Consider the following 25235-nt stretch of genomic DNA (forward strand, 5'->3'; position numbering starts at 1 on the left):
CTGGTGTGGTGTTGGGGTTTTGCGGTGGTCATGGCCCAGGGGTGACGCCCGGTTACTTTCCGAACCCGGTTGCTAAGGCCTGGCGCGGTGATGGTACTGCACTCGATAGGGTGTGGGAGAGTAGCACGCCGCCGCAATATTTCTTTGTTTGGCCCGGAGGGTGTTTGCCCTCCGGGCCTTTTTTGTTTTCCGCGGGTTGGGTTTGCCGGTGCGCGGGGTTGGGGTTCCTTCGACTGCGCGCTGGCTGGCTCCGCCCGGGATGGCGGGGTGGGGTTGTGTTGTCATCCTGAACGCGGTGAAGGGTCCTTAATTCCATGCACTGAGTGGCGGCCCGCCATGTTGCGTGATCCGCTGGCAGACAGGAAAGCGCGAACGGCTTGCCGGCGGATTTTGCGGCTCGGTTCGACGCCGGGGCGAACCGGGCGTAGCCGGTCGCCATGTCATTCCGGATCGAAGCGTGCGGAGCCTTGACTGTGTGCGCGGTGTTAAGGATCCTTCGACTCGCTCCGCTCGCTCAGGATGACGGAGGCTGTCCTCCGCTTCACGGCTCAGCGTTCAGGATGGTGGGGAGCGTGGCTGCGCTCCGCCCGTGATGCCCGGTTGATGACGCGAACCGGGCGTGAACTGGGCGGAACGGGATGCCGGTTTTGCAAACTGGGCGGATCCGGTCGTCTGGGGGCCGATTTGGGCTCCCAACGGACGCGTTCTGCCCGGTTTCGCGGATGCGGGGACCGGATTTGCCCGGTTTGATCCCGGTTCGGCTCGGCTGGCGTCGCGAACTGGGCGGAATGGAAGGCATGGGGTGAAGTTAAGGATCCTTCGACTCCGCTGACGCTCCGCTCAGGATGACGAGAAGGGCTGCCTGCCTGACGGCTCGGTGGTCAGGATGGCAGCGGGGAAGTCAGCGCCGGTCGAAGCTGATGGTGAGAGTACGGTCCATGCCGTGGGCCAGGGCCTCGAGCGTGCGGAATGAGGGGTTGATGTGGGCCTGCTCGATGCGGGCGATCGTGATGCGGGAGACGCCAGATCGTTCGGCAAGCTGATCCTGCGTCAGACCAGCCTCCTTGCGGGCCTTGAGCAGAGCGGCGCCCACTTCCGGATAGATTTTGTTGTCATCGGCCATGTGAAGCTCCTTGGTCTTGCTTTGCAGTCAGTCTAGCCCAGCCCAGTCTGCCCAGCCCAGTCTTGGCTTGTGTCCATTTGACGCACATCAATCGTACGTCGTGTCATCCATGATACAGATTGATCCATACGATCGCTTATGGTCTGGTGCGGAATGATCGGACGGTCGCATACTGGCCGCGGGAGGTGTTATAGTAAGCGTCGTTGAGCGTTGATCCGTCATCAGCGGGGAGCTTTCGGAAGAACGGCCGCAAGGCTTATTAGAACCGACGGGTCCGGCCCGACACAGCCGGTCTCAAGTGGTCGTACGCGACGGAAGGCAGTTGATCGTGGCGTACGGCAAACGAGGTGGTACCGCGGCGATCGGTCCGTCAAGGATTGTCCGTCGTCCTCGTGAGCAGACAACGAAGACTCACGTCACGAGGAGAACGAGCGGTGAGCGAAAACGTATATCCCAAGGCGAACGAGGGCGGCGAGACCGCACACGTCGCGCCGAACCCCAGCTTCCCCAATATGGAGGAAACCGTCCTTGACTACTGGGACAAGGATGACACCTTCAACAAGTCCGTGGAGCGTCGCCCTTCCGGAGACCACAGCCAGAACGAATTCGTGTTCTTCGATGGCCCGCCCTTCGCGAACGGCCTGCCGCACTACGGCCACCTGCTGACAGGTTACGCCAAGGACGTGATCCCGCGCTACCAGACCATGAAGGGCCACAAGGTCAATCGTGTGTTCGGTTGGGACACCCACGGCCTGCCCGCCGAGCTTGAGGCCCAGAAGGAGCTTGGCATCGACTCGGTCGAGCAGATCGAGAAGATGGGAATCGACAAGTTCAATGACGCCTGCCGCGCCTCCGTGCTCAAGTACACGCACGAATGGCAGGATTACGTGCATCGTCAGGCCCGTTGGGTGGACTTCGAGCACGGTTACAAGACCCTGAACATCCCGTACATGGAGTCGGTGATGTGGGCCTTCAAGCAGCTGTACGACAAGGGTCTGGCCTATCAGGGCTACCGCGTGCTGCCGTATTGCCCGAAGGATCAGACGCCGCTGTCCGCGCACGAGCTGCGCATGGACGCCGACGTGTACCAGGATCGTCAGGACACCACCGTCTCCGTGGCCGTCAAGCTGCGCGACGAGGACGCCTATGCCGTGTTCTGGACCACCACCCCGTGGACCGTGCCCACCAACTTCGCCATCGTGGTCGGCGCTGACATCGACTACGTGGAGGTCAAGCCCACCGAAGGCAAGTTCGCTGGCAAGAAGTTCTACCTCGGCAAGGATCTGCTGCCGCACTACACCAAGGAGCTCGGCGAGAACTACGAGGTGGTGCGCGAGCTCAAGGGCGCCGAACTTGAGGGTCGTCGCTACTGGCCGGTCTTCCCGTACTTCGCGGGGGACGAAGCCGAGTCCGAGGGACACATCCCCGGCCCGAACGGCTACACGATCTTCACCGCCGACTACGTCGACACCGTTGAGGGTACCGGTCTGGTCCATCAGGCACCTTACGGCGAGGACGATATGAACACGCTCAACGCCAAGGGCATCAAGAGCACCGACGTGCTCGACGCGGGCTGCAAGTTCACCGCCCAGTGCCCCGACTACGAAGGCATGTACGTGTTCGACGCGAACCTGCCGATCCTGCGCAATCTGCGTGCCGGCGATGGCCCGCTCGCCCAGATCGACGAGGACAAGCGCGCGATCCTCTTCCAGGAGAAGAGCTACGTGCACTCCTACCCGCACTGCTGGCGCTGCGCCACGCCGCTGATCTACAAGCCGGTCTCCTCCTGGTTCGTCTCCGTGACCAAGATCAAGCCGCGTCTGCTGGAACTCAACCAGCAGATCAACTGGATCCCGGATAACGTGAAGGACGGCCAGTTCGGCAAGTGGCTGTCCAACGCGCGCGATTGGTCGATCTCCCGCAACCGTTTCTGGGGCTCCCCGATCCCGGTGTGGGTGTCCGATGATCCGAAGTACCCGCGTGTGGACGTGTACGGTTCCCTTGAGGAGCTCAAGGCCGACTTTGGCGACTACCCGCGCGACAAGGACGGCAACATCAACATGCACCGTCCGTGGATCGACAATCTGACCCGCGTCAACCCGGACGACCCGACCGGCAAGTCCCACATGCACCGCATCACTGATGTGCTCGACTGCTGGTTCGAATCCGGATCCATGTCCTTCGCGCAGTTCCACTACCCGTTCGAGAACAAGGAGAAATTCGAGCAGCACTTCCCGGCCGACTACATCGTCGAATACATCGGCCAGACCCGTGGCTGGTTCTACGTGCTGCACATCATGGCCACCGCCCTGTTCGACCGTCCGGCGTTCAAGAACGTGATCTGCCACGGCATCGTGCTCGGCTCCGACGGCCAGAAGATGTCCAAGCACCTGCGCAACTACCCGGACGTGAACGGCGTGTTCGACAAGTACGGTTCCGACGCGATGCGCTGGTTCCTCATGTCGTCGCCGATCCTGCGCGGCGGCAACCTGATCGTCACCGCCGAGGGCATCCGCGACACGGTCCGTCAGATCATGCTGCCGGTGTGGAGCTCCTACTACTTCTTCACGCTGTACGCCAACGCGGCCAACGGCGGCAAGGGCTTCGACGCCCGCGCCCTGAAGCCCGAGGAAGTGGCAGGCCTGCCGGAGATGGACCGCTATCTGCTGGCCCGCACCCGTCGCCTGGTCGCCTCCGTGGAGCATTCGCTGGACACGTTCGCGATCTCCGACGCCTGCGACGAGGCCGCCGACTTCATTGACGTGCTCACCAACTGGTACATCCGCAACAACCGCGATCGCTTCTGGAACGAGGACGCCAACGCGTTCAACACGCTGTACACCGTGCTTGAGACGTTCATGCGCGTGCTCGCCCCGCTCGCCCCGATGGAGGCCGAGTCCGTGTGGCGCGGTCTGACCGGTGGCGAATCCGTGCATCTGGCCGATTGGCCGTTCCTGACCGTGGGCGGTGATCCGGACGCCGAGCCGACCGAGCTGGGCCGCGTGCTGGCGGACGATCCGAAGCTGGTCGACGCCATGGAGAAGGTGCGCGAGGTCGTCTCCGGCACCCTGTCCCTGCGCAAAGCCGCCAAGATCCGCGTGCGCCAGCCGCTGTCCAAGCTCACCGTGGTGGTGGAGGACACCGATGCCGTGGCCGCGTACGAGGGCATCCTCAAGTCCGAGCTCAACGTCAAGGACATTGAGCTGTCCACGCTTGAGAACGCCGCGTCGAACGGGCTGAAGATTGTGCACGAGCTCAAGGTCAACGCCCGCGCGGCCGGCCCGAGGCTCGGCAAGCAGGTGCAGTTCGCCATCAAGGCGTCCAAGTCCGGCGCTTGGCACGTGGGTGCGGATGGCGCTCCGGTGGTGGAGACCCCGTCCGGCGAGCTTGCGCTGGTCGAGGGCGAGTATGAGCTGATCAACCGCGTGGAGGAGGAGAACGCCGCCGAGCAGTCGGTGTCCGTGTCCGCCGCCCTGCCGACCGGCGGCTTCGTGATCCTTGACACCGCCCTGACCCCGGATCTGGAGGCGGAAGGCTACGCCCGCGACGTGATCCGCGCCGTGCAGGACGCCCGCAAGGCCGCCGATCTGGACATCGCCGACCGCATCAGCCTCAACCTGACCGTCCCGGCCGCCGACGCGCCGAAGGCCGAGCAGTTCCGCGAGCTCATCGCCCATGAGACGCTCGCCACTGAGTTGACGATCGCCGCCGGCGACGAGCTGAACGTGAAGGTCGCCAAGGCCTGAGCGTCTGAAGACTGATTGGCAGCAAAGCCCCCTTGCCGTTCATATGGCAAGGGGGCTTTTGTGTGCCTCGATTGTGTGCCTCGGCAATGTGCCTACAGGAGCGCGAGGTTGCGGGCGAAGGCCTGGCGTCCCAGTTGTTCGGTGAGGTTCGTGGCCAGCGCGGTCATGAGCGGAATGGGCTCCTGTCGTCCCCGCTGGAACCAGTCTCTCAGTATGCTCACAACGCCGCCGGCGATATAGTCGAATTGGTAGTTGCGCAGATCCTCCGCCCGGCGCAGCAGCAGTGCGGAAGATGCGTCGACGTCCGGGACGCCCTCCTTCACCATCGTTTCGATCGGCGCCATCGCTTCGGTGCAGATTCGTCTCAGCATGACGATGATGTCCGCGTACAGGGTGCTGTCGTTCGTGCCGGTGAGTAGCGTGAACAGATGTTCGTGCGTGTCGCAGTAGACGAAGATGTCTTTGATCAGGGGACCGAGTCTGTCCTGCTTCATTTCCGCGATGTGCGAGATGAAGATGCGCTCGCAGTCGGACACCATCTCGGTGCGCATTTGGTCAAACAGCTCCTTCACATCTTGGTAATGTGCATAGAACGTGACCCTGTTGACGTCGGCGAGTCTGGTCAGTTCGGTGACGGTGATTTTGTTAAGCGGTTTGGTGCCCAGCAGCTGCAGCAGTGCGTTCTGCAGCGCCGTCCGTGTGCGTCGTGTGCGTCGGTCCATGCGCTCCTCATCGTCAGCTATGGTCGGCTTGGCCGCGGATGGCGTGATGGGATCGTCTTCTTTTGCGCTGGGCGAAATTACAGCTGTTTCTTTCATTACATTCTTCGCATTCATTGTCTGTTTCCTTACATGTGTAGCGTAATAGTGTCGCATATCACTCATTCCGTTGCGGGGATGACGGTTGTGCGAACGCCCTCGACTTCCCATAATGATATCTCGAAAAACAACATATGTAGTAAAACACACGCATGTAAGGAATTATTCGTGAAATCGAGACTGGGAATCGGCCGCCTACTGCTGCGGCACCGGCGGTGGGTGATCGCCGTATTCGCGTTGTTCACTGTGCTCGGCGCCTTCGCCTATCCACAGGTCAAGGTCAACTATTCGATGGCGGATTACCTGCCGCAGGACTCGCCGTCGGTTGTTTCGCTCAACGATATGAAGGCGGCGTTCGGCGCCGGCGTGCCCAATGCCCGTCTGTATGCGGAGGGCATTTCACAGGCTCAGGCCGATCGTCTTGCCGATGATCTGGCGGACATCGATGGCGTGGACGAGGTCATGTGGCTGGGGTCGGTTGTGGATGTCAAGACGCCGGCGGCCGTGCAGGACGCCGATACGGTCTCCTCGTGGAAGACCGATGACGGATACCTGTATCAGCTGACCATCGACTCCGCCAAGGCGGTCGATGCCATCGCGCACATCCGTGCCGCGGCGACGAACGATGGGGCGAGCGCGGTCTCCATGTCCGGCGATGGCGTCACCACGGCCGAGGCGCAGTCGTCCACGGGGCGCGAAATCCTGATCATCCTCGCCGTCGCCGTGGCCATCGTGGTGGGCATCCTGCTGCTCACCTCGCATTCGTGGTTCGAACCGGTGATCTTCCTCATCGTGATCGGCGTGGCCATCGTCATGAACATGGGTTCGAACATCGTGATGGGGGAGATCAGTTTCATCAGCCAGATCTGCGGAGCCATCCTCCAGCTCGCCGTGTCCATGGACTACGCGATCGTGCTGCTCCACACCTTCCGTCGCGTGGAACGGGACATGCCGTCCGCGACGGCCGAAGAGGCGATGGCCGAGGCCATGCGTCGCAGCTTTGTGGTGATCCTGAGCTCGGCGGCCGTGACGTTCTTCGGCTTCCTGTCTTTGACGGTCATGCGCTTCGGCATCGGTGTGAACATGGGCGTCGTGCTTGCCAAGGGCATCGTGTTCAGCTTCCTTTCGATCATGCTGCTCATGCCATGCCTGATCCTCGCCCTCCTCAAGCCGTTGAACGCGTTGGAGCATCGCTATCTTATGCCGTCGTTCTCCGCGTTCGCCAAGGCGTGCATGCGTGTGGCCCTGCCCGCCGCGATTGCCATCGCCGTCATGGCCGTGCCATCCTATCTGGCCCAGGACCGCAACGCATTCATCTACGGGGCGTCCGATTTCGCATCCCCCGGCAGCAGCGTCCGCGTGCAGGCGGACCATATTGAAGAGGCGTTCGGCAAATCGGAGACATGGGTGATCATGGTGCCGGAGGGCCGATGGGCGGACGAGCAGGCCCTGCAGGATGAGGTGGAACAACTGCCGCACGTGAGCGATGTGACCTCCTACATCAGCGAGGCCGGCAGGGCCATGCCGGTGGACATCGTTCCCGAAAGCCAGCGTGAGCAGATCATTTCGAACGGATGGTCCCGTCTGGTGGTTTCCATGGATGTGGAGACCGATTCGGATGATGCCTACGCGTTGGTGCCCCAGATGCGCGAAACCGCGGCGCGGCATTATGGCGACGACTACCGATTGGTGGGCACCAGCGTGAGCACCTACGACCTGAGGGACGTGGTGCGGGACGATTCGGCCAGGGTGCGCTTCTTCTCGCTCGGCAGCATCGCGCTGGTGCTGATGATCATGTTCCGGTCGCTGTCCATTCCGTTTGTGGTGCTGCTTGCCATCGAGGCGTCGATATGGATCAACCTGGCCATCCCGTATTTCACCGGCGATACGCTCAACTACATCGGCTATCTGGTGATCGATGCGGTCCAGCTGGGAGCCGCGGTGGACTATGGCATCATCTACACGCGCGAATATCTGGACTGGCGGCGACGCGAATCCGCCCGCGAGGCGACGGAGCATGCCATCGGGCATTCGGCGGTCACGATCCTCACCTCCGCCTCGATCCTCGCATTCGCCGGCCTTGCCGTCCAGATGATCTCGTCGAATGGCGTGATCGGCGAGATCGGCATGCTGATCTCGCGCGGTGCCCTGCTCGCCATGCTGATGATGTTCCTGCTGCTGCCATGGCTGTTCCGCGTGTGCGATGGGCTGATCCGTCGCACGTCGATCGGCCTGGACTTTGCGAAATGATCCTCTATTCCAACTCACATCCTCAACCACGTTGCATTAAGGAGCCTTCCATGGAATCCGTCACGATGACCACTTTCCGCCGCCGTTTTGCCGCGGGCATTGCGGCCGCCACCGCCGGGGCGCTGCTGATCGCCGGCGTTGCGATGCCGCCCGTCGCGGCGCATGCCGATGAGCCGTCCGCGTCCTCATCCTCATCAGCCGGCAAGGACGAGACCATCTACATCAAGGCCGGGGCCGATGGCTCGGTGTCCGGCATCTACGTCGTCAACACCTTCGCCGCAGGCAGCGCGCGCACGGTGAACGATCCCGGCGCATATGCGAAGGTGACCAATCTGACCACCGACGAGCAGTTGGACAACGCGAACGGCTCGGTTTCGCTCACCACGCTTGCCGACCAGCCGTTCTACTACCAGGGCGATCTTGACGCCTCCACGACACTGCCGTGGACCATCGGCGTGACCTATACGCTGGATGGGCAGCCCATCGCCGCCGACCAGCTGGCCGGGAAGAGCGGCGACTTGGAGATCTCCCTGTCGATCGAGCCGAATGCCGCAGCGGATCAGGCAGTGAGTGATTTCGCCGATAGCTACGTGATTCAGGCTCAGGGCACGTTCCCCCAGGATGCCTTCGCCGTGGATCGGACCAGCAATGCCACACTCGCGCAAGCGGGCGGCAACACCGTCGTCTCCGCGATGGTGCTGCCCGGCGAATCGACGCATGCCACGATCGGCGGCAAGGCGAATGGTTTCAGCAGTTCGGGCTGGCAGATCACCGCCATGAGCCTTGACATGGCCCTTGACGTGCGTGATCAGGACACCTCCAAGCTGTCCGAGCAAACGGACAAGCTGGAGGACGCCACCACGCAGCTGAAGAACGGGGCGGACGATCTGGCCGATGGCAACGGCAAGCTCAGGGATGGCGCGAACGCGCTCGCCGATGGCCTCGGCACGGCGAACGATGGCGCAAGCGCCCTGGCGCAGGGCGTCACCAGTCTGAGCGAAGGCGCCGGTTCCCTGAACGATGGGCTGGGCACGCTGCAGACGGGGGCCGATGCCCTGAACGATGGGCTGGGCACGCTGAGCGGCGGCGCGGGATCGCTGCAGGATGGAGCCACGCAGCTCAAGAGCGGTGCCGATGCGGTGGCGGACGGCAACCGGAAGCTCGCCGATGGCCTTTCGCAGCTGTCGCAGGCCAGTGGGCAGCTGACGAATGCGACCTCGCAGCTGCCGTCACAGGCCAAGGCGCTGTCCGATGCGGCCTCCTCGCTCGCCCAGGGCGACCAGCAGTACCGCAAGGCGTTGTCCGATGGCCAGTCCGCCGCGCTTGCTGCGGTGGGCGGTGACATCGAGGCCGCGGAAACCGCCGCCGAGCAGGCGTACCAAACCGCGCTCGCGGGCCTGAACCCCAATGATCCCCAGTCGGTCCAACGGCTCAACGCCGCTGTGGAGACCATGGCGAAGGTGCAGAACGCCAAGGGGCAATATGAGGCGCTGAAGCAGACGGCAGACGGATACGGGCAGCTGGGCCAGGGCATTGCGGCGCTGAACACCGCTGTGAATGGCGGCGGGACGGATGGTTCCTCTAATGGGGCCGCCGCGCTGACGGGACAGCTGGAACAGTTGGGCCAGGGCATTGCGGACATGCACACGGCCATCACGCAACTGCAGGCCGGGGCGCAGTCGGCTGCCGAAGGATCCTCCCAACTTGCCTCCGGTGCCACGGGACTTGCCTCCGGTGCCTCCGATCTGGCGTCGGGAGCGGCCAATGCGCAGCAGGGAGCCTCGCAGCTGGCAGCTGGTGTGTCATCCGCACGTGATGGCTCTTCCCGACTGGCGTCCGGTGCGTCCGATGCCGCTTCCGGCGCCTCGCAGCTGGCGTCCGGCGTGTCATCCGCACGCGACGGGGCGAACGACCTGGCGTCCGGCGCCGGATCCGCCGCTGATGGCGCCGATCAGCTGTCCGATGGCGCTCGCGAACTCGCCGACTCGGTCAAGGGCATGGACGACAAGGTGCTTGACGAGTTGCAGAAGACCATCGACGATAAGCTGGGCCGCAACTTCAAGGCGCACTCCTTCGTGGCGCCGGAGAATACCGATGTGAATCGCGTGCAGTTCACCTACGTGCTGGATGGGGTGGATGTGGACGACGAGTCGGATGGGGCGTCGGGTGCGACCGATTCCGCGGACACGACCGCAACCGGCTCGACGGCGGACGCGAACCGGGAGACCACCTTCTGGGACCGTCTCCTCGCTCTGCTCTGACGGGCGGTTTTCGACGGGCTCAACGGGCGGTCCAACGGATAGGGCGGGCTTGTAAACATGTGCGTTTGCAAGCCCGCCCTATCCGTTTGGCGTCTGTTTGTTTGGCGTCCCCGTCCGACCGGTTTGCCGATCAGAGCGCTGGCGTTCAGCCCTCCAGTCCGAGGGACTTCATGTGGTGGAGCTTGAGGCTCGTCACGTGCAGCGTGCCGGACTCGGCGACCAGCTTGACGGCGCGCGGGCCGGCGGTCGGGAAGCTGTAGGAGCTCAGGGCCTGGCTGCCGTCGTTGACGTACACCTCCACGCAGCCGCGGTCCACGTAGACGCGCAGCTTGAGCTCGTCGGCGGCGAGTTCGGCGGGGGAGAGGGGCGCGGCGCGGTAGCCGCGGTCGCCCAGCGCGTTGGCGGCGCGGTCGATCACCACGCGGCCGATCTGATCGTCATAGGCAACGGACGTGTAGGAGCCGTCCGGCGTGGCATGCACGCGCAGGCCCGCGCGCTCGGCGGTGGAACCCTTGAGATCGATCGTCATCTCGATCTCCACGGCCTCGGCATCGTCCGAGATGACCTGCTCGCCGTTGACGCCCAGCGTGATCTCGCCGTGATCGAACGTCTGCTCACGCAGTCCGGCCATCTCGGCCACCGGGGCGGTGTGGATGTCGCCGTCGTCGCCCAGCGTGATCTCGCGTGGCAGGGTGAGGTTGCCGCACCAGCCGTCCTGCTCCATCGGGATGGGCTGGACGAAGGGGCTCAGCCAGCCGTACATGATCTGGCGGCCGTCCGGGGCGGTGAACGACTGGGGGGCATAGAAGTTGTGGCCGCAGTCCCACAGGCGGAACTCGGTCTCCGGCTTGAACTCCTCGCCGGGAACCCACGTGCCGATCATGTAGCCGGCGTTGTTGACGTTGCGGTTCATGAAACCGTGCGCCTTGGAGCCCATGGCGGAGAAGCCGATCACCCACTTCTCGTTGCCGTCCTTGTCCGTGACGGGGAAGAAGTCCGGGCACTCGAGCATGAACACGTCCGGATCCGGGTGCTGGAAGAGCACGCGCTTGAACGTCCACTCCACCATGTCCTCGGAGGTGTACAGCCACATCTGGCCGCGCTTGTCCGCCGAGGAGACGCCGAAGACCATGTACCAGGTGCCGTCCGCCTTGAAGACCTTCGGGTCGCGGAAGTGGGACCAGACCTTCTCGCGCGGGCAGTCGACGACCATGCCCCGCTTGGTGACGGTGGTCAGGTTGTCGTCATTCGGCTCGGCGAGCATCTGGACCTGCCACTCGCCGTCGCTGCCATCGTGGCCGTTGGCCCAGCGGTGGCCGGTGTAGTAGAAGCGCAGCTTGCCGTCGTCGCCCACGATCGCGGATCCGGAGAACACGCCGTCCTTCTCCTGCTCGAGGCTCGGCGCGAAGGCGATCGGCTCGCGGCGCCACGTGAGCATGTCCTCGCTGGAGACGTGTCCCCAGTGGCAGGAGCCCCACTGGGTGCCGTAGGGGTGCAGCTGGTAGAAGACGTGCCAGCGGCCCTTGTAGAACGTCAGGCCGTTCGGGTCGTTGATCCAGCCGCCGTCGGAGGCGATGTGGAACTTCGGGTACCAGCGGTCGTTGCGCTCGGCGCGCAGCTTGGCCACGCCGGCCTCGGCCTTGGCGAGTTCCTCGGCGTGATCGTGGATGGGGGTGTAGACGGGGGTGAAACCGGTCATGGAAAGCCTTTCGTGTTGCCGTGTGTGCTTGCCCTTGTTCTTGTGCCGCGTATCTGCGGGGAAGGGTGGCACCCGGGGCGGACAAGGGAATCGCAGCCCCGGATGCCAAGTGTGTGTGAGGCTTGCCTGCCGTCAGGCCTTCGCGGCTTCCATCTGGCGCAGCTGCTTGTCCGTGTAGAACGGATCGCCGCCCACCTCCTGATCGTCCTTCTTGATCACGAAGAAGCCGTAGATCAGGGCCGCGAGCACGATGGCGGAGATGGTGAAGAAGGTCGGGCGGTCGCCCATGTGGTCGTGCAGGGCGCCGAGCGGGGTGGAGAAGATGATCTGGCCCACCTGCGAGGCGATCTGGAAGCCGACCATGTACAGGGTGGCGGACAGCTTCGTGTCGAAGTGCAGGGTGAAGTAGCGGAACGCCGGCAGGCAGAACAGCGGGACCTCGATGGAGTGGAACATCTTGACCACGGAGACCATGATCGGGTCATGGAACACGCCGCACAGGCCGATGCGGGCGAACATCACGAACGCGCCGAGCAGCAGGGAGTTGCGCACGCCGATCTTCTTCATGATGATCGGGACCACACCCATCATGGCCGACTCCACGAACACCTGGATGCCGTTGAGCGTGCCGTAGGTGGCGGTGCCGATCTCCTTGGTCGGGAACAGGGAGGCGTAGTAGGTGGGGAACATCTGCTGGTCGAACACGGTGTAGAAGGTGTTGGTGAGCAGCATGAAGACGATGAGGATCCACAGGGTGGGCATGCCCAGAACGTGGACCATCTCCTTGAAGGAGGGGTTGGTGCGCTCGGCGTTCGGATCAGCGGCCTTCTTCAGCTCCTCCTTCTGCTCGGCGGGCACCCAGAAGGCGTAGACGCACAGCATGCCCAGGCCGCAGATGGAACCGATCCAGAAGTTGATCATCGGGTTGATGTTGAAGATGAAGCCGGCGCACAGGGCCACGATCGCGTAGCCGAAGGAGCCCCAGGCGCGGGACTGGCCGTACTCGAAACCGAACTTGCGGCCGTAGCGCTCGGTGAACGCCTCGAACAGCGAGCAGGCGGCCATGAAGCCCGCGGACAGGACGAGGGATCCGCCGAGCACGCCGATCCAGCGCTGGGTGCCGCCGGCCTCGAGCATGGGCGAGTAGAAGAACTGGACGAACGGGCCCACGAGCGCCGCGATCACGGAGATCACGATGACGAGCTGGCGCTTGATGCCGAGCTGGTCCTGGATGACGCCGTACGCGAACATGATGACCATGGTGGCGGCGGAGTTGATGGAGTAGATGGTGCCAGCCTCGGTGCCCGTCAGGCCGATGGACTCGAGCCAGATGCGGAAGAAGGACCACCAGATGCCCCACGAGCAGAAGAACATGAAGATGCCGAAGGAGCTTTGCAGATAGGAGGGGTTCCTCCAGAGCGACGTCTTCGTCTGCGATGCCATTTTATCTTTCCCTTGTCTCTTTGTTGTATTGCTGCGTTGCGTTGCGCTGTTGCGTTGCGCGACGGCCGTGCGCCCAACCGGTGCGTTGCGGGGGAGCCGCTGCATCGAACCGGTTTGATGCTTGCCGTCACTGGACCGGGGAATGGCTGCCATGCCGTTCCCTTGGTGTTTTTTGTTGTGCCTACACTATAGCAGATCAATCGATATACGTAAAACGATTGACGCTTGTGATGGCAAGGGTTTGAGGGGTTGGGTAAACGCTGCAATGGCGGAATGGTGCGGGAAAGGTTTCCTCCGTTAACTTATAAAACCGGTTCGATCGGCGTGTCGCGGCATGGGCAGATGGGGCGCGGAGCGGGTTGAAGCGGTGTTGGACGGTGGCTGGGGGAGTGGAAAATTCAATGATTCCAACGGGTTTGAGCCCTCTATAAGTTATATGTATGCTTCGCGGCTTGCCTTGGCCGCTCCCGGCGGGTTAGCGTAGCAACGTCAATACAACGCAGCGCCAAAGCGCGGGACTTTCCGAAAGGGGGATGTCATGGCGAGATTCAACACGCAGCTGGTCCACGGCGTGCCGGTGAACGACAACAACACCGGTGCCGTCAACCCGCCCATCTACAACTCTTCCACGTATACGTTCGGGTCGGTCGACGCCATGCCCCGCTGGGACTACGCCCGCAGCGGCAACCCCACGCGCGAGTTCCTGGAGAGCCAGATCGCCCAGCTCGAGCACGGTGAGCGGGGATTCGCCTTCGCCTCCGGTCTGGCGGCCATCCATGCGGTCCTGTCCATCTTCAAGCCAGGCGATCGCATTGTGGTGGGCAAAGACATCTACGGCGGCACCTATTCCCAGCTCCACGAGCACTTCAGCCGATGGGGCCTGATCGTGGACGGCGTGGACACGCAGGACCCGGTGGCGGTCAGCCGCGCGCTGTCCAATCCGGATGCCAAGGCCGTTTACTTCGAGACGCTCACCAATCCGCTGCTCAAGGTCAACGACGTGCGGTCGCTGTCCGCGCTGGCCCATGCCCACGGCGCGATCGCGATCGTGGACAACACCTTCGTCACCCCCTACCTCCAGCAGCCGCTCGATCTGGGCGCCGATGTGGTGCTCCATTCCGCCACCAAGTATCTGGCCGGCCACTCCGACGTGGTCGCGGGTCTGGTGGTGGTGCGCGACGCCGATCTGGCCAGCCGCATCTACTTCGTGCAGAACCGTCTGGGCGCGGTGCTCGCCCCGGCCGAATGCGATTCGGTGCGCAAGGGCATCCAGACCCTCGCGCTGCGCATGGACCGCCAGCAGGAGAACGCCCTGAAAGTGGCAAGGTACCTCAAGCGCCACCCGCTGGTTTCGGCCGTGCACTACCCGGGACTGGAGTCCGATCCGGGCCACGCGCTGGCCTCCCGCGAGCTCAACGGCGCCGGCGGCGTGCTGTCCTTTGAGGTCAGGGACGACGTTGATGCGGGCACGGTGCTCAACAGCTTCAAGGTCTTCCGCCTGGCCGTCTCCCTGGGCGCGGTCGAATCGCTCGCCGAGTTCCCGGCGCGCATGACCCATTTCGAACTGCCGCGCGAGGAGCGCCTCAAGATCGGCATCACCGATGGGCTGATCCGCCTTGCCGTGGGCATCGAGGATTCCGCCGACCTGCTCGAAGATCTTGAGCAGGCGCTGCATGCCGCCGGCGAGGAGTCCAACGATCGTGCGGCGCAGGCCACGGTGAACGCGACCGCCACGGCCACCGCACTGGCGGGCATCGGCGCACTTTCATGAGGACGCCGCTCATCTATCAGATGACGTGCTACGACTGCGGCCCCACCACTTTGGTGAACGCACTGCGGTTCCTCTACGAGCGTGAGGAGCTTGATCCCGAACTGCTCGCCACCATCTATGCCCGGACGCTCGACGACTTCAACGAGGCCGGCGAGGCAGGCAAGCTCGGCACCTCCCATCAGGCGATCCGGCATGTGGCACGGTATCTGAACATGTATGGCAGCGGCACGGGATTCCCCGTGGCGGCCGAGATATGGTCGGGTGAGGACGCGCTGATCGCGCCCGGTTCCAAGGCGTTTCGAGCGCTTGAGGAATACGGGGCCGGGGCCGGCGGACGGGATGATCGCGGTGCCGCCGCCGCTGCTTCGGCGTCCGTGGCGATCGTGGCGCGCATCTGGCACGGCGAGAACGGGCACTATACGCTGCTCACCGGTGTGGAGGACGGGCGGGTGCTCGCATTCGATCCGTATCTGGAGGATGCCGGTGAGGGGCTTGCCAATGGCACTGTGGACGGTGATCGCGTTCGGCTGGTGGCGGGCCGTCCGCTGGTCGCCAATCGCAGCGTTGATCCCGTGGCGTTCCACAGCGATGTGAAGGCGAACTACGCGCTGAAGAACGCCGTCAATGCGGATCCTACGGACCCGCGAATCGGCGAACTGGTGGTGATCCGTCGGACGGATCGCGGGGTGAGTCTGCCGACGGCTTGAGCGGGGTGCTGGTCTGGTCTTCCTGAGCGGAGCGGCGGCGTCATCCTGAGCACTGAGCCGTTAAGCGGACAGCCCTGTGGGCTGTCCGTAGGCAGGCCGAGCCGTGGGGCGGACGCCGGTAGCGTTCGCAGGTGAGGGTGAACGTCAGTGAGCGAATGAAACCGCGGCCGCAGGCCGACCGCAGTTGCGGTCGAGCCGCTGCCAAGGCGGCGACGGTCCGACGCAGCCGGACACCGATAGCGCGCAGTCGGAGGATCCTTAACTGTCCGCCCGGATTAAGGATCCTTCGCTGCGGCCTTCGGCTTGCGTTCGGGCTCAAACTTCTTTCCGGAAGGTGGACTGGCGTGCGTGACCGGGCGTGTGGTGTGACTGGTCGTGTGACATGGCGTGCCCATTCCCGGTCACAGGGATTTCAAAATGGCTTTATTCCAACGATTCCGGCACCCCGTGACCGGGCTTGCCCACACCGTGTCACGCACCCGGTCACAACGCACGCCGTGTCACGCACCCGGTCACACGCCGGGTCACGCCGAATCCCGGAACCGGCCCGATCTGCCCAGTTCCGCCCGGTTGGTGCCCGGTGTGCGCCCGATCTGCCCAGTTCGTGTCCGATTGCGCCGCAAACTGGGCAGATCGGGCCTCTCGCCGCGCAAACTGGGCAGATCATACCGTCTGGAGGCCGAAAACCGGTCGCAGAAGACCGGATCTGCCCAGTTTGCGAATCCAGTGTCCCGATTTGCCCAGTTTGTGGGTGGGTCACCGCAGGCGGCACTTCCGCCGTTAACCTGAGTGAAGCGAAGGATCCTTAATCTTGTGCGGATAGTTAAGGATCCTTCGCTGCGCTCAGGATGACGAGAGCAGAACCGTTCTTCAGATGATGACCCGTGGCTCGGCTCTGAGCGTCGCAAGGCGCGCCCTCGTCGGCCTTGGCTCGTGCGCGCAGGTTAAGGATTTCAGGATGACGTTGACGACTCATCCTGAGTGCCGGGCCGTTAGGCGGACAGTCCCAGTCCACTGGCTGTCCGCTTAACGGCTCAGTGCTCAGGATGACGTTGCCGCCTACCGATTGCGATCCCAACGGGTTGCGGCCGGGTCGCTTGGTCGGGTCATGAGCCAGATGCACCAGACGCCCGCGATGAGATATGAGAGCCAGCCGATCAGCGAGGCGGTCACCGAGGTCATCCCGGCGGTGTTGTAGAGCCAGACCGTTGGCGAGTGGTAGCTGGCCAGAATCGCGGCGACGCTGATGGCCGCGCTGACGAACGACACCAGATGCGCGACGCTGCCGATGGTGTTGATCACGGTGATGGCGGCGACATGCCTGCCGCTGCGCCCAGAATCATGCGCGCGCCGGACGCTCAGGGCGAGCATCGGCACGAACATGGCGACGGACCACAGGATCGACAGCATCATGAACAGATCGGCGAAGGGGATGATCCGCGAGGCGAGGATCGAGGTCAGCTTCAGCGACGCCAGAGCAAGCGTCACCATCAGGTTGAACAGCGTGCCGAACCAGAATTCGCGCGGGCTGGACCGGCCGTCGAAGGTGAGATAGCCCAGAAACACGCGCTGGATCGCCTCTGCGAAGGAGCAATCGGCCAACGGTCGCCACGGCCTGGTGGTGGCTACCGCAATGGATTGGTGCCGGGGAGGCTGCAATGGCGGTTGGAACCGATCCTGAAACGCATTCTGCGATTTCAGTGGTGGTTGAAATGATGGCTGGAACGGCGGCTGGGCCTGTTGTTGGGTATGTTGCTGGGGTTGGAACGACGGTTGCGGTTGCGCCGGTTGGGGGCCGTATCCGGGGAATGCGGGATTGGGCGGCGCATATCCGGGTTGGCCTGTGGGCTGTGCGGCCCACTGTTGTCCGGCCCATTCGCCGGCCGTCCCGTTGACTGCCGTTTCATTGGTGACAGGTTGTGGTCCGGCAGCCGCATAGGGGACGTAGGCGTCCGCATAACCGGCGGTCCCGGACATATTGACGGCCCCGGTGATGTTTGACATGCCGGGAACGCTGGAATCATACGTTGCGGTGCCGGCGGGAACGGCCGCATGCGCCGCGTGGGCCGCATGGGTATGGGGCGGGGCGTCGGAGTTTTGCGCTTGCGCCGCATAACCTTCCATATATGGCATGGCGGTGCCTGTGCCGCGCTGATCCCCGGTGTGTTCGTCGTTGAAATTATTGTTCATGTTGGCGTCCTTTTGCAGATGCCATCCCTCACCGGCGACTGTACAGGATGGCATCTCCCGCTCAATGCGGCGGAAGACGCCATCATTTGGCCCGCAATGGTTCAGCGGCGAGTCGCCGATTCGTCGGCAGGACGTTCGCTGGCCGGCCGCTTCGCCGCCTCATGCCGATTGCTGCCGCTTGCGAATCAGCGTGCCGATGCCCAGAGCCGCCAGCCAGATCGCGGCGGGGCCCACAACATAGAGCAGCATGACGTCGGATTGGATGCCAAGGACGAAATGCCATCCGTTCGGCAGGGCGAGGCACGTGTCGGTGACGGGGCACTCGCTGACATACAGGTTGGTGAGCAGCACGGTCAGCGCAGATTGCAACGCCGCGCCCGCAATCCACAGCCGCCATGCCCTGCCGTCCGTCGCCCCGGCGATGCCGCAGATCGCGGTCATGGCGATCGGCACAGCCACCATCAGCGTAAGTCCTGTGGCGAAACCGTACGAATCGATCGTGCGCACCAGAACGTACAGTCCGTAGACGGCGATCAGCGCGATCCAGCAGCCGGTCCATGCGGGGGATCGGCGAAGCCGCAGCATCAGGCGGCCGGATCGGGTCGCGGGATCGGGGTCCGAAAACAGCGGACGCAGGCCATAGCGGGCGATCAGAAACGGCACGAATGCGGTGATCGCGAACCATGAGGCGGTGATCGTCACGTTGACGAGCACGGTTGCGGCATCGGTGCCCAGAACGTCATGGGCGATTTCGATGCCCAGCAGGATGACGGTCATGGCGCCCGCGCCGGCCGCCGGCATGGACAGGCTGCCGGTGCGCTGGCATCCGCCGATCAGATCTGCGACGGCCAGCCCTAGGGCTCCCACGCCAAGGGCGACCATGACGGCGTCGGGGAACATCGGAGCGGTGAGCGAGACGGCGGTCCGAACCGAGGCGGCGGTGAGGTTGAACGCGGCAATTGCGCCCGTGATGGCGCAGAACGCCAGCAGCCCCACCATGAACACGGTATGGGTGCGGTTCCAGGTGAAGCGCTTCGTTGCACGATCGGGATCACGAACGGGAATATGGGTTTGGCTGGTCATGGCGACCACCTCCTTACGTTTCCATGATGGCGTTTTTTGGCGCGCGGAGGGTACAGTTGTCATTAGGACGATGACGTTCGATGGGCGAGCGGGCCACGGATGGCAGGATGGAACTGGAAGGAGGGCGGCGATGGCGATTCGCATCGGTTTGGTGGACAACGATCCGTATGCATTGAAGATGCTGGGCATGATGATCGCGCGGCTTGACCCGGATTTCCAAGTGGCGTGGACCACGGAACTCGGCGCGGTCGCGGTCAGCCGCTGCCTGAGTCCGGCGAAACGGCCGGACGTGCTCGTGACCGACATGTCCATGCGCGACGTCTCCGGCACCGATGTGTGCCGTGCGATCCGCGTCAAAACCCCGGCCGTGGGACTGGTGGGCATCACATCGTATGCGATCGGCGCGTTCCGGGACGAAGCGGCCCGGTGCGGGGCGCAGGCGATCGTGGGCAAGACCGATCTTGCGGGTTTGGCGGAGGCGATCCGGCGTGCCGCACAGGGGTTGGCCACGAACGACGAGACCTCTGCGTTCCTGGATGCGGCCGATGCGCACGTATTGCTCGAGGATGCGGCGCTCGCCGGTGCGGAGGACGCTCGGGGCGGCCGGGCGCTGTCCGCCAAGGAGCGTGAGACGCTGCGCCGGTACGCCGAGGGGGACACCACCAGGCAGATCGCCGCCGCGATGGGCGTGGGCGTGCCCACCGTGGCCACGTTCGAGCGGCGGGCCTTGGCGAAACTCGGTGCGAAATCGCGTGCCCATGCCATATCGATCTGCGTGCGGAGGCATGAATTCTGATGGGGAATCCGCGCATGTTCATCCGGCGGATTCGCCGGGCCGACGAGGAGACGCGCAATGCGTGGCTGCTCATCGTCTGTCTGCTGGTCGGCCTGACTTGCGCGGTCGAGGCGATGACTCGGGCGACGGATGCCGACTCGAGCATGGGACCTATGGGCATATTGGTGGCATTCGCGTTCACTGGGCTGACGGTCGTGGCGGCGTTTCGGCCGGTCGGCGGCGGGCTGCTGATGCTGCTGGGGTGGGTTGCGGCCTGCGCGTCATCGGTCACGATGCCGTCCGGCATGATGCTCGGCGCGATGATCGCGGTGGGCGTGCTTGCCTATGCGCACAGGGGATTGGGCGTAATGGCGGCGCTGGCGGCGACTGGCGCGTGGATGTTCGCGCGCGGCGGGTGGACGACGGATTGGTCTGTGAGGCCGGGCGACGGGCATACGATCCTGAGCGCTGGGCATACGATCCTCGGTGCGGTCACCCTCAACGGCGTGCTGCCCGTGGCCATCCTGTTTCTGTGCTTCCTGCTTGGCGGCGTGGCCGTGCGATGGGGACATGATCGCGATCGTGCGGAGGCCGAGCTGACCTTGCGCCGCAATCGGGAACGCGCTGCGCAGGATATCCATGACTACGTGTCCAACGATCTGGCCTATGTGATCCTCAGGCTCGACAAGGACATCGCCGATGGCGGGCCGGTCGGGGCGGGGGAGTTGCACGAACTGCGCGAGGCCGCCGCCAAAGCGCTCGGGCATACGCATGAGGTCATCGCCTTGCTTGAAAGGGACGATGGGCCGGGCGGCGCCGGGGCGATCAAGACTGCGGATGCGGCCGTGGCGGTTGAGCCGATTGAGTCGGCCGAGCTGCCCGAGTCGACGGATCAGGCTGCGATCGATGGCCTGCGCGACCAATGCGCGCGTTACGAGCGCCGACTCGCATCCTTGGGCTTCGACGGACAGACCATCATCACCGCACAGCCCGGCGCCCGCCTTTCCACGGCCGTGCGCGAGCTGCTGGGCGGACTGGTCGAGGAACTGTACACGAACATCGGCAAGCACGCCGATCCGTCCGGCGGCTACGTGCTCACCATCCGCCTTTCGCGTGCCGGCGTGGACATCGCGCTGGTGGATGCGCCCATCGCGCGTGCCGCTTCGGACATGGAGCTTTCCACTGGCACGGGGCTTGGCCGATATCGCGCTCGCATCGAGCGGATGGGCGGTACGCTTCAGGTTCGCGAAGCCGACGGGGAGTGGTCGCTGGCAGTGGGGATTCCCTCGGAACGAGAGGGTGATAACTCCCAATAGGCAACAGGTATATCGCTGCCGACATGTCCCTTGAAACGAGCGGTTAGCATGCGAGAAGTCCGGCGGGAAGGTCTCGAGGGACTTCAATCAGATAGGGGATCAATATGGCATTGACATTCGGCGTGATCGGCGTGGGCAATATGGGCGGCGCGATTCTCAAAGGGGCGTTGGACGCAGGTGTTTTACGCACGGATGACGTGATCGTGTACGACATCCTGCCGGAAGCGCGGGCCAAGGCAGCCGACTGGGGCGTGCGCGTGGCCGATGACGACGACGAGGTGGCGGCGCAGGCCGATGTGGTGCTGCTGGCCGTCAAGCCGCAGAATGCTCAGGAGGCTCTGGCCCAGGCAGGGAGTGCGCTTGCGGGCAAGGCGCTGCTCTCGATCGTGGCGGGTGTGGGATCCGACAGGCTTCGCGGCTGGATCGATGGCGATGTGCGCGTGCTGCGGCTGCTGCCCAATACGCCCGCTCTGGTGTTCGAAGGGGCGTTCGCGCTGAGCTCGGACAATGATTTCACGCAGTCCGAACGCGATTTTGCGACCGAACTGTTCAAGGCGCTGGGCGTTGTGGAATTCGTTCCCGAGCATTTGCTCGATGCGGTGTGCGGTCTTTCCGGCGGGGCCCCTGCCTATGTGGCGATGTTCATCGAGGCGATGGCCGATGGCGGCGTGCAGCAGGGATTGCCCCGAGCGGTGGCATACCGTCTGGCCGCGCAGACCTGCCTGGGAACCGCGAAGCTCATTTTGGAACGCGGTCTGCATCCGGGCGAGGCGAAGGACATGGTCACCTCGCCGGCAGGCACGACGATCGAGGGCGTGGCGGCGTTGGAGCGGGGCGGTTTCCGTGGCGCTGTGATCGATGCGATCATCGCCGGTGCGGAGAAGTCCAAGCGACTGTGAAGTGTTCACGAGCCGGCGGCGTGGCCCGCTCGAGACCGCGTTCAGAACCACGGAAGGCGGATATTTCCCACCGGTTCCTTGGATTTTCAAGGGTTGGATGGAAAATATCCGCCTTCCGTGGTTCTGCGGGGCAGATGCGCGACGCCCCGTCACAGGCTCCTGAACCGTGCGCCTGACACAGTCACGTCGAAGGCCTTGCCTTCGGGGGCGCTGAACTCCAGCGCGGCGATGCCATTGCGATTGCCGGCCTCGAAGTGCCACGTCAGTCCGTCGCCGGTTTCAAGGTCGAAGGTGCCGGGCTCGACGCCGGGCGTGCGGGGGAATTCGAAGACCTCTGAGAATCGTGCGGAGACGACATCGGGATCGGGCACCTGCCAGACCGCCCGACGCGTGGTCACCTCGCCAATCGCGTGCCGGTGCAGCAGGCCACTGTTCTCCAGCGTGGCCGCATGGGTGGGCTCGTCCTCCAGCCAGTCGAGCAGGAATGGGTATCGCGGCTGATCGTCGCCGGCCTTGGAGTCCCGCACAATCCACAGCAGCTTCCAGCGGATCTCCTTGCCGTCGGCCGTGGTGCGGTTGCCGGGCACGATCGGTCCGGTTTCGATGCCCTTGGCGTGAAGTTCCTCAGCGCGCTCCTCGATGTTGTTCACGCGCACGCCGTGGCGGTAGAAGCCCTCGTGCTCGGGCAGCAGTTCGGCCGCGTCGGTGTAGATCAGGCCGGTGTCGCGGGATTCCGCGGAGGCCTCCTCCTTGGAGTAGAGCGTCAGGAATTCGACGTAGTTCACGCCGAAGTAGGCCAGCGCGTTCTCGGTGCCGTGGCCCACGTGCTTGCCGCCGTACTTGGCGGTCAGCCCCGCGTCCGCGAAGGTCCGCTCCGCGGCGTCGAGGTCGTTGACGAAATCGACCGTATGGTCCCAGGTGTATTTGCGTGCCATGAAATCTCCTTGATGCTGATGCTTTGCGGCTACTTGGCGTTCGCGCCCAGCGCGGTGGTGCGCTCCACGGCGGCCAGCACGGCGGACTGGATGGCCGCGGCGAATCCGGTCTTGTTGAGCGTGTAGGCCTGCGTGATGCCCACGCCGCCGGGGGAGTTGTTGATGTTGAGCAGGACCTGCGGCAGCACGTCTCGCTGCTTGAGGAATTCGGTGCCGCCGATCAGCGTGTCCAGGGCGATCGCGCGGGCGATGTCGCGTGGAAGGCCGGCCAGCACGCCGGCGTCCACGTAGGCGTCGATGAAGTGGTAGACGATGTTCGGCGGGTAGAAGCCCGTGATGACGTCGATCAGGCGCTCCTCCACATAGAGTACCTTGCCGAAGGTGTTGAGGAAGTCGTCCACATCCTCCTTGGAGGCTTTGGCGTTCAACGCTGCGCCCGAGTAGCCGTAGTCCACGGTGGTCAGGGTGTTGGGAATGATGCGCACGAGTCGGAAGTCCTTGCCGAGCGAGTCCTCGAGCTTGTCGATCGTGTAGCCGGCGACGATCGAGACGACCGTGGTCCTGGCCGGATCGAAGCGCTTGGCAACGGAGGCGGCCACGCCGGCCACGTCGTCCTGCGGCCGCACGCCGATGAGCACGATGTCCGCGTCGGGCGCGGATTCGGGCGTGGTCGCCTCCACGCCATAGTCGGCCTTGAGTGCGTCGATGCGCGCCTGGCTGATCTCCTCCACGTAGATGTGGTCGACCGGGTACTGGTCGGCCTTGCGGCGTACGGCCGCGATGATGGCGGTGACCATGTTGCCGCCGCCGATGAAGTACAGGCTGTGTGCCATGCGATTGCCCCCTCCTGTTGGATGCGATGCGTTGATCGAATTGTGTCGCCCGACTGTTGACAATCTCAATATGTGGGATATTATGTCAAGCGACGCGATGTCTCCATTGTGGCCCCGAATGCCTTGCGGGACAAGCGCAACCGGCCGCGACGGCTATATGTGAAATCGATAGGGCGTGCATGAACCCAGCAATCGCAACGTCTTAATGAACCCTCATAAGCAACGGCTATAGCAAACCCCGTGTTTTGCCCGGTCTGTTGCGCTTATATGGTTTTCGGTCGCCGCGGACGGATATTTCCTCCGTGGCGTTTTTGCAGAAGGAAGGAGCACCCACATGAGCATCGATCGTCGCAAGGCGTTCCACGACATCGCCAACCGCCGCCCCTCCGAGGTCCCGTACCTCGTGGGCGCCTGGCAGCATCTTGTGGGCCACGAATACGGTTCCGAGACCTTTGCGCGCGCCTATGTCGACTTCGTGAAGCGCTGGGATTGGGAGTGGGTCAAGATCAACCCGCGTGCCGTCTACTACGCCGAGGCATGGGGCTCGCAGTACGATCCCGACGATTATCCGGGCGTGGTGCTGCCCCGCCAGCTCAAGCCCGGCATCGCCAAGCCGGAGGACGTTGAATCCGTCAACCGCCTTGATCCCAAGGGTGACAACGCGATCGGCGAGAACTACCGCGCCGCTGCGCTCATCCGCGAGGAGCTCAAGGACCGCGCGGTGCTCCAGACCGTCTTCTCGCCGCTGTCCGTCTATCTGCAGATCGCCGATCTGCCGCTTTATCCGGGCGATCCGGTGGCCAAGCCCATCGTGACGCGCGATCAGATCATCAAGGATCAGTCTCGGAACGCCAAGCGGGCCCTGAACAACATCGCCCTGACGCTCGCCGACTACGCCGTAGCGCTGGTCACGCCGGTCGAGCAGGGCGGCGCGGGACTCGACGGCATCTTCTTCGCCGAGACCGGCATCGTCTCCGAGGGCTTCTTCAGCCGCGAGGAGTACCTCGAGTTCTCCGAGCCGTACGATCGCATCGTGATCGAGGCGGTCCGCAAGGCCAACCCGGACGCCGTGGTGCTGTTGCACACCTGCCGCAAGGATTCGCATCCCGACTGGTTCGTGGGATCCGGCGCGCAGATCATCCAGTGGGACCAGTACATCGGCGGCAACCCGTCGATCGACGCGGATCTGGATACCGTTCCGGTGGGCGGCGCCAGCCAGAACGATTTCGAGCCGGACGCCGACCCGGAGGTGGTCCGCCGCGAGATCCAGGACACCATCGCCCGTCGCAAGGGCCGGCCGTTCCTGCTCGCCCCGAGCTGCACGGTCCCCACGCCCGCCAACGAGGAATCCCTGCGGATCCTCAGCGAAGCGCGCGTGGCATGACC

General features: G+C 64.0%; 17 protein-coding genes and 1 rRNA gene. 10 read left to right on the forward strand and 8 right to left on the reverse strand.

The genetic code is table 11. The features are described from left to right. The first annotated feature begins 20 nt into the window (after window positions 1-20). Window positions 21-137, forward strand: a 5S ribosomal RNA gene (gene rrf / locus EMO90_RS09020). Between the two features lie 764 nt (window positions 138-901). Here the strand turns inward: rrf and EMO90_RS09025 are convergent. Then, entirely contained in the window at window positions 902-1123 is a 222-nt protein-coding gene (locus EMO90_RS09025; protein ID WP_150354241.1) for a helix-turn-helix transcriptional regulator, read from the reverse strand. A gap of 434 nt (window positions 1124-1557) precedes the next feature. Here EMO90_RS09025 and ileS point away from each other — a divergent pair, with 434 nt between their 5' ends. Continuing rightward, window positions 1558-4869 (forward strand): mupirocin-resistant isoleucine--tRNA ligase, encoded by a 3312-nt coding sequence (gene ileS / locus EMO90_RS09030; protein WP_150354242.1) that lies wholly within the window; start codon window positions 1558-1560, stop codon window positions 4867-4869. Window positions 4870-4961: 92 nt separating this feature from the next. Here the strand turns inward: ileS and EMO90_RS12190 are convergent, their stop codons facing one another. After that, window positions 4962-5705, reverse strand: coding sequence for a TetR/AcrR family transcriptional regulator (locus tag EMO90_RS12190; RefSeq protein WP_190972028.1), 744 nt, complete (start codon window positions 5703-5705; stop codon window positions 4962-4964). Between the two features lie 150 nt (window positions 5706-5855). Here EMO90_RS12190 and EMO90_RS09040 point away from each other — a divergent pair, with 150 nt between their 5' ends. Both EMO90_RS09040 and EMO90_RS09045 read left to right on the forward strand, forming a co-directional pair. Further along, window positions 5856-7937 (forward strand): efflux RND transporter permease subunit, encoded by a 2082-nt coding sequence (locus EMO90_RS09040; RefSeq protein WP_190972029.1) that lies wholly within the window; start codon window positions 5856-5858, stop codon window positions 7935-7937. Window positions 7938-7987: 50 nt separating this feature from the next. Beyond that, the gene (locus EMO90_RS09045; RefSeq protein ID WP_190972030.1) at window positions 7988-10198 is read left to right on the forward strand and encodes a YhgE/Pip domain-containing protein; all 2211 of its coding nucleotides are present in this window, start codon (window positions 7988-7990) and stop codon (window positions 10196-10198) included. A 145-nt stretch (window positions 10199-10343) separates the two neighbouring features. Here the strand turns inward: EMO90_RS09045 and EMO90_RS09050 are convergent, their stop codons facing one another. After that, window positions 10344-11897: a glycoside hydrolase family 32 protein gene (locus EMO90_RS09050; RefSeq protein WP_150354246.1), complete on the reverse strand. Its 1554-nt coding sequence runs from the start codon at window positions 11895-11897 to the stop codon at window positions 10344-10346. A 132-nt stretch (window positions 11898-12029) separates the two neighbouring features. Beyond that, window positions 12030-13340, reverse strand: coding sequence for an MFS transporter (locus EMO90_RS09055; protein ID WP_150354247.1), 1311 nt, complete (start codon window positions 13338-13340; stop codon window positions 12030-12032). Window positions 13341-13878: 538 nt separating this feature from the next. Here EMO90_RS09055 and EMO90_RS09060 point away from each other — a divergent pair. Next, entirely contained in the window at window positions 13879-15111 is a 1233-nt protein-coding gene (locus EMO90_RS09060; RefSeq protein ID WP_150354248.1) for a trans-sulfuration enzyme family protein, read from the forward strand. Next, window positions 15108-15818, forward strand: coding sequence for a hypothetical protein (locus EMO90_RS09065; RefSeq protein ID WP_150354249.1), 711 nt, complete (start codon window positions 15108-15110; stop codon window positions 15816-15818). The genes EMO90_RS09060 and EMO90_RS09065 overlap by 4 nt, the downstream gene beginning before the upstream one ends. Before the next feature lie 1059 nt (window positions 15819-16877). Here EMO90_RS09065 and EMO90_RS09070 read toward each other — a convergent pair. Together EMO90_RS09070 and EMO90_RS09075 are read right to left on the reverse strand one after the other, a co-directional pair. Continuing rightward, window positions 16878-18008 carry a DUF805 domain-containing protein gene (locus EMO90_RS09070; RefSeq protein ID WP_190972031.1) on the reverse strand — a complete coding sequence of 377 codons (1131 nt, stop codon included), beginning with the start codon at window positions 18006-18008 and terminating at the stop codon, window positions 16878-16880. A 159-nt stretch (window positions 18009-18167) separates the two neighbouring features. Next, a complete protein-coding gene (locus tag EMO90_RS09075; RefSeq protein ID WP_150354251.1) occupies window positions 18168-19091 on the reverse strand; it encodes a hypothetical protein in 924 nt (307 codons plus the stop codon). A 130-nt stretch (window positions 19092-19221) separates the two neighbouring features. Between EMO90_RS09075 and EMO90_RS09080 the strand changes: the two genes are divergently transcribed. From EMO90_RS09080 to proC, 3 genes are all read left to right on the forward strand, one after another. Continuing rightward, window positions 19222-19887, forward strand: coding sequence for a response regulator transcription factor (locus EMO90_RS09080; protein ID WP_150354252.1), 666 nt, complete (start codon window positions 19222-19224; stop codon window positions 19885-19887). Next, on the forward strand, window positions 19887-21182 hold the full coding sequence (locus EMO90_RS09085; RefSeq protein WP_150354253.1) for a sensor histidine kinase: 1296 nt from the start codon (window positions 19887-19889) through the stop codon (window positions 21180-21182). The genes EMO90_RS09080 and EMO90_RS09085 overlap by 1 nt, the downstream gene beginning before the upstream one ends. A gap of 104 nt (window positions 21183-21286) precedes the next feature. After that, window positions 21287-22081: a pyrroline-5-carboxylate reductase gene (gene proC / locus EMO90_RS09090; RefSeq protein ID WP_150354254.1), complete on the forward strand. Its 795-nt coding sequence runs from the start codon at window positions 21287-21289 to the stop codon at window positions 22079-22081. Window positions 22082-22230: 149 nt separating this feature from the next. Here proC and EMO90_RS09095 read toward each other — a convergent pair whose 3' ends face one another. Continuing rightward, on the reverse strand, window positions 22231-23016 hold the full coding sequence (locus EMO90_RS09095; RefSeq protein ID WP_150354255.1) for a VOC family protein: 786 nt from the start codon (window positions 23014-23016) through the stop codon (window positions 22231-22233). 29 nt (window positions 23017-23045) lie between these two features. Then, window positions 23046-23849 carry a pyrroline-5-carboxylate reductase family protein gene (locus tag EMO90_RS09100; RefSeq protein WP_150354256.1) on the reverse strand — a complete coding sequence of 268 codons (804 nt, stop codon included), beginning with the start codon at window positions 23847-23849 and terminating at the stop codon, window positions 23046-23048. Window positions 23850-24183: 334 nt separating this feature from the next. Here EMO90_RS09100 and EMO90_RS09105 point away from each other — a divergent pair, with 334 nt between their 5' ends. After that, the gene (locus EMO90_RS09105) at window positions 24184-25233 is read left to right on the forward strand and encodes a uroporphyrinogen decarboxylase family protein (RefSeq protein ID WP_150354257.1); all 1050 of its coding nucleotides are present in this window, start codon (window positions 24184-24186) and stop codon (window positions 25231-25233) included. Window positions 25234-25235: the final 2 nt, after the last annotated feature.

This window comes from Bifidobacterium vespertilionis (assembly GCF_008698145.1).
In the GTDB taxonomy this organism is placed as follows: Bacteria; Actinomycetota; Actinomycetes; order Actinomycetales; family Bifidobacteriaceae; genus Bifidobacterium; species Bifidobacterium vespertilionis.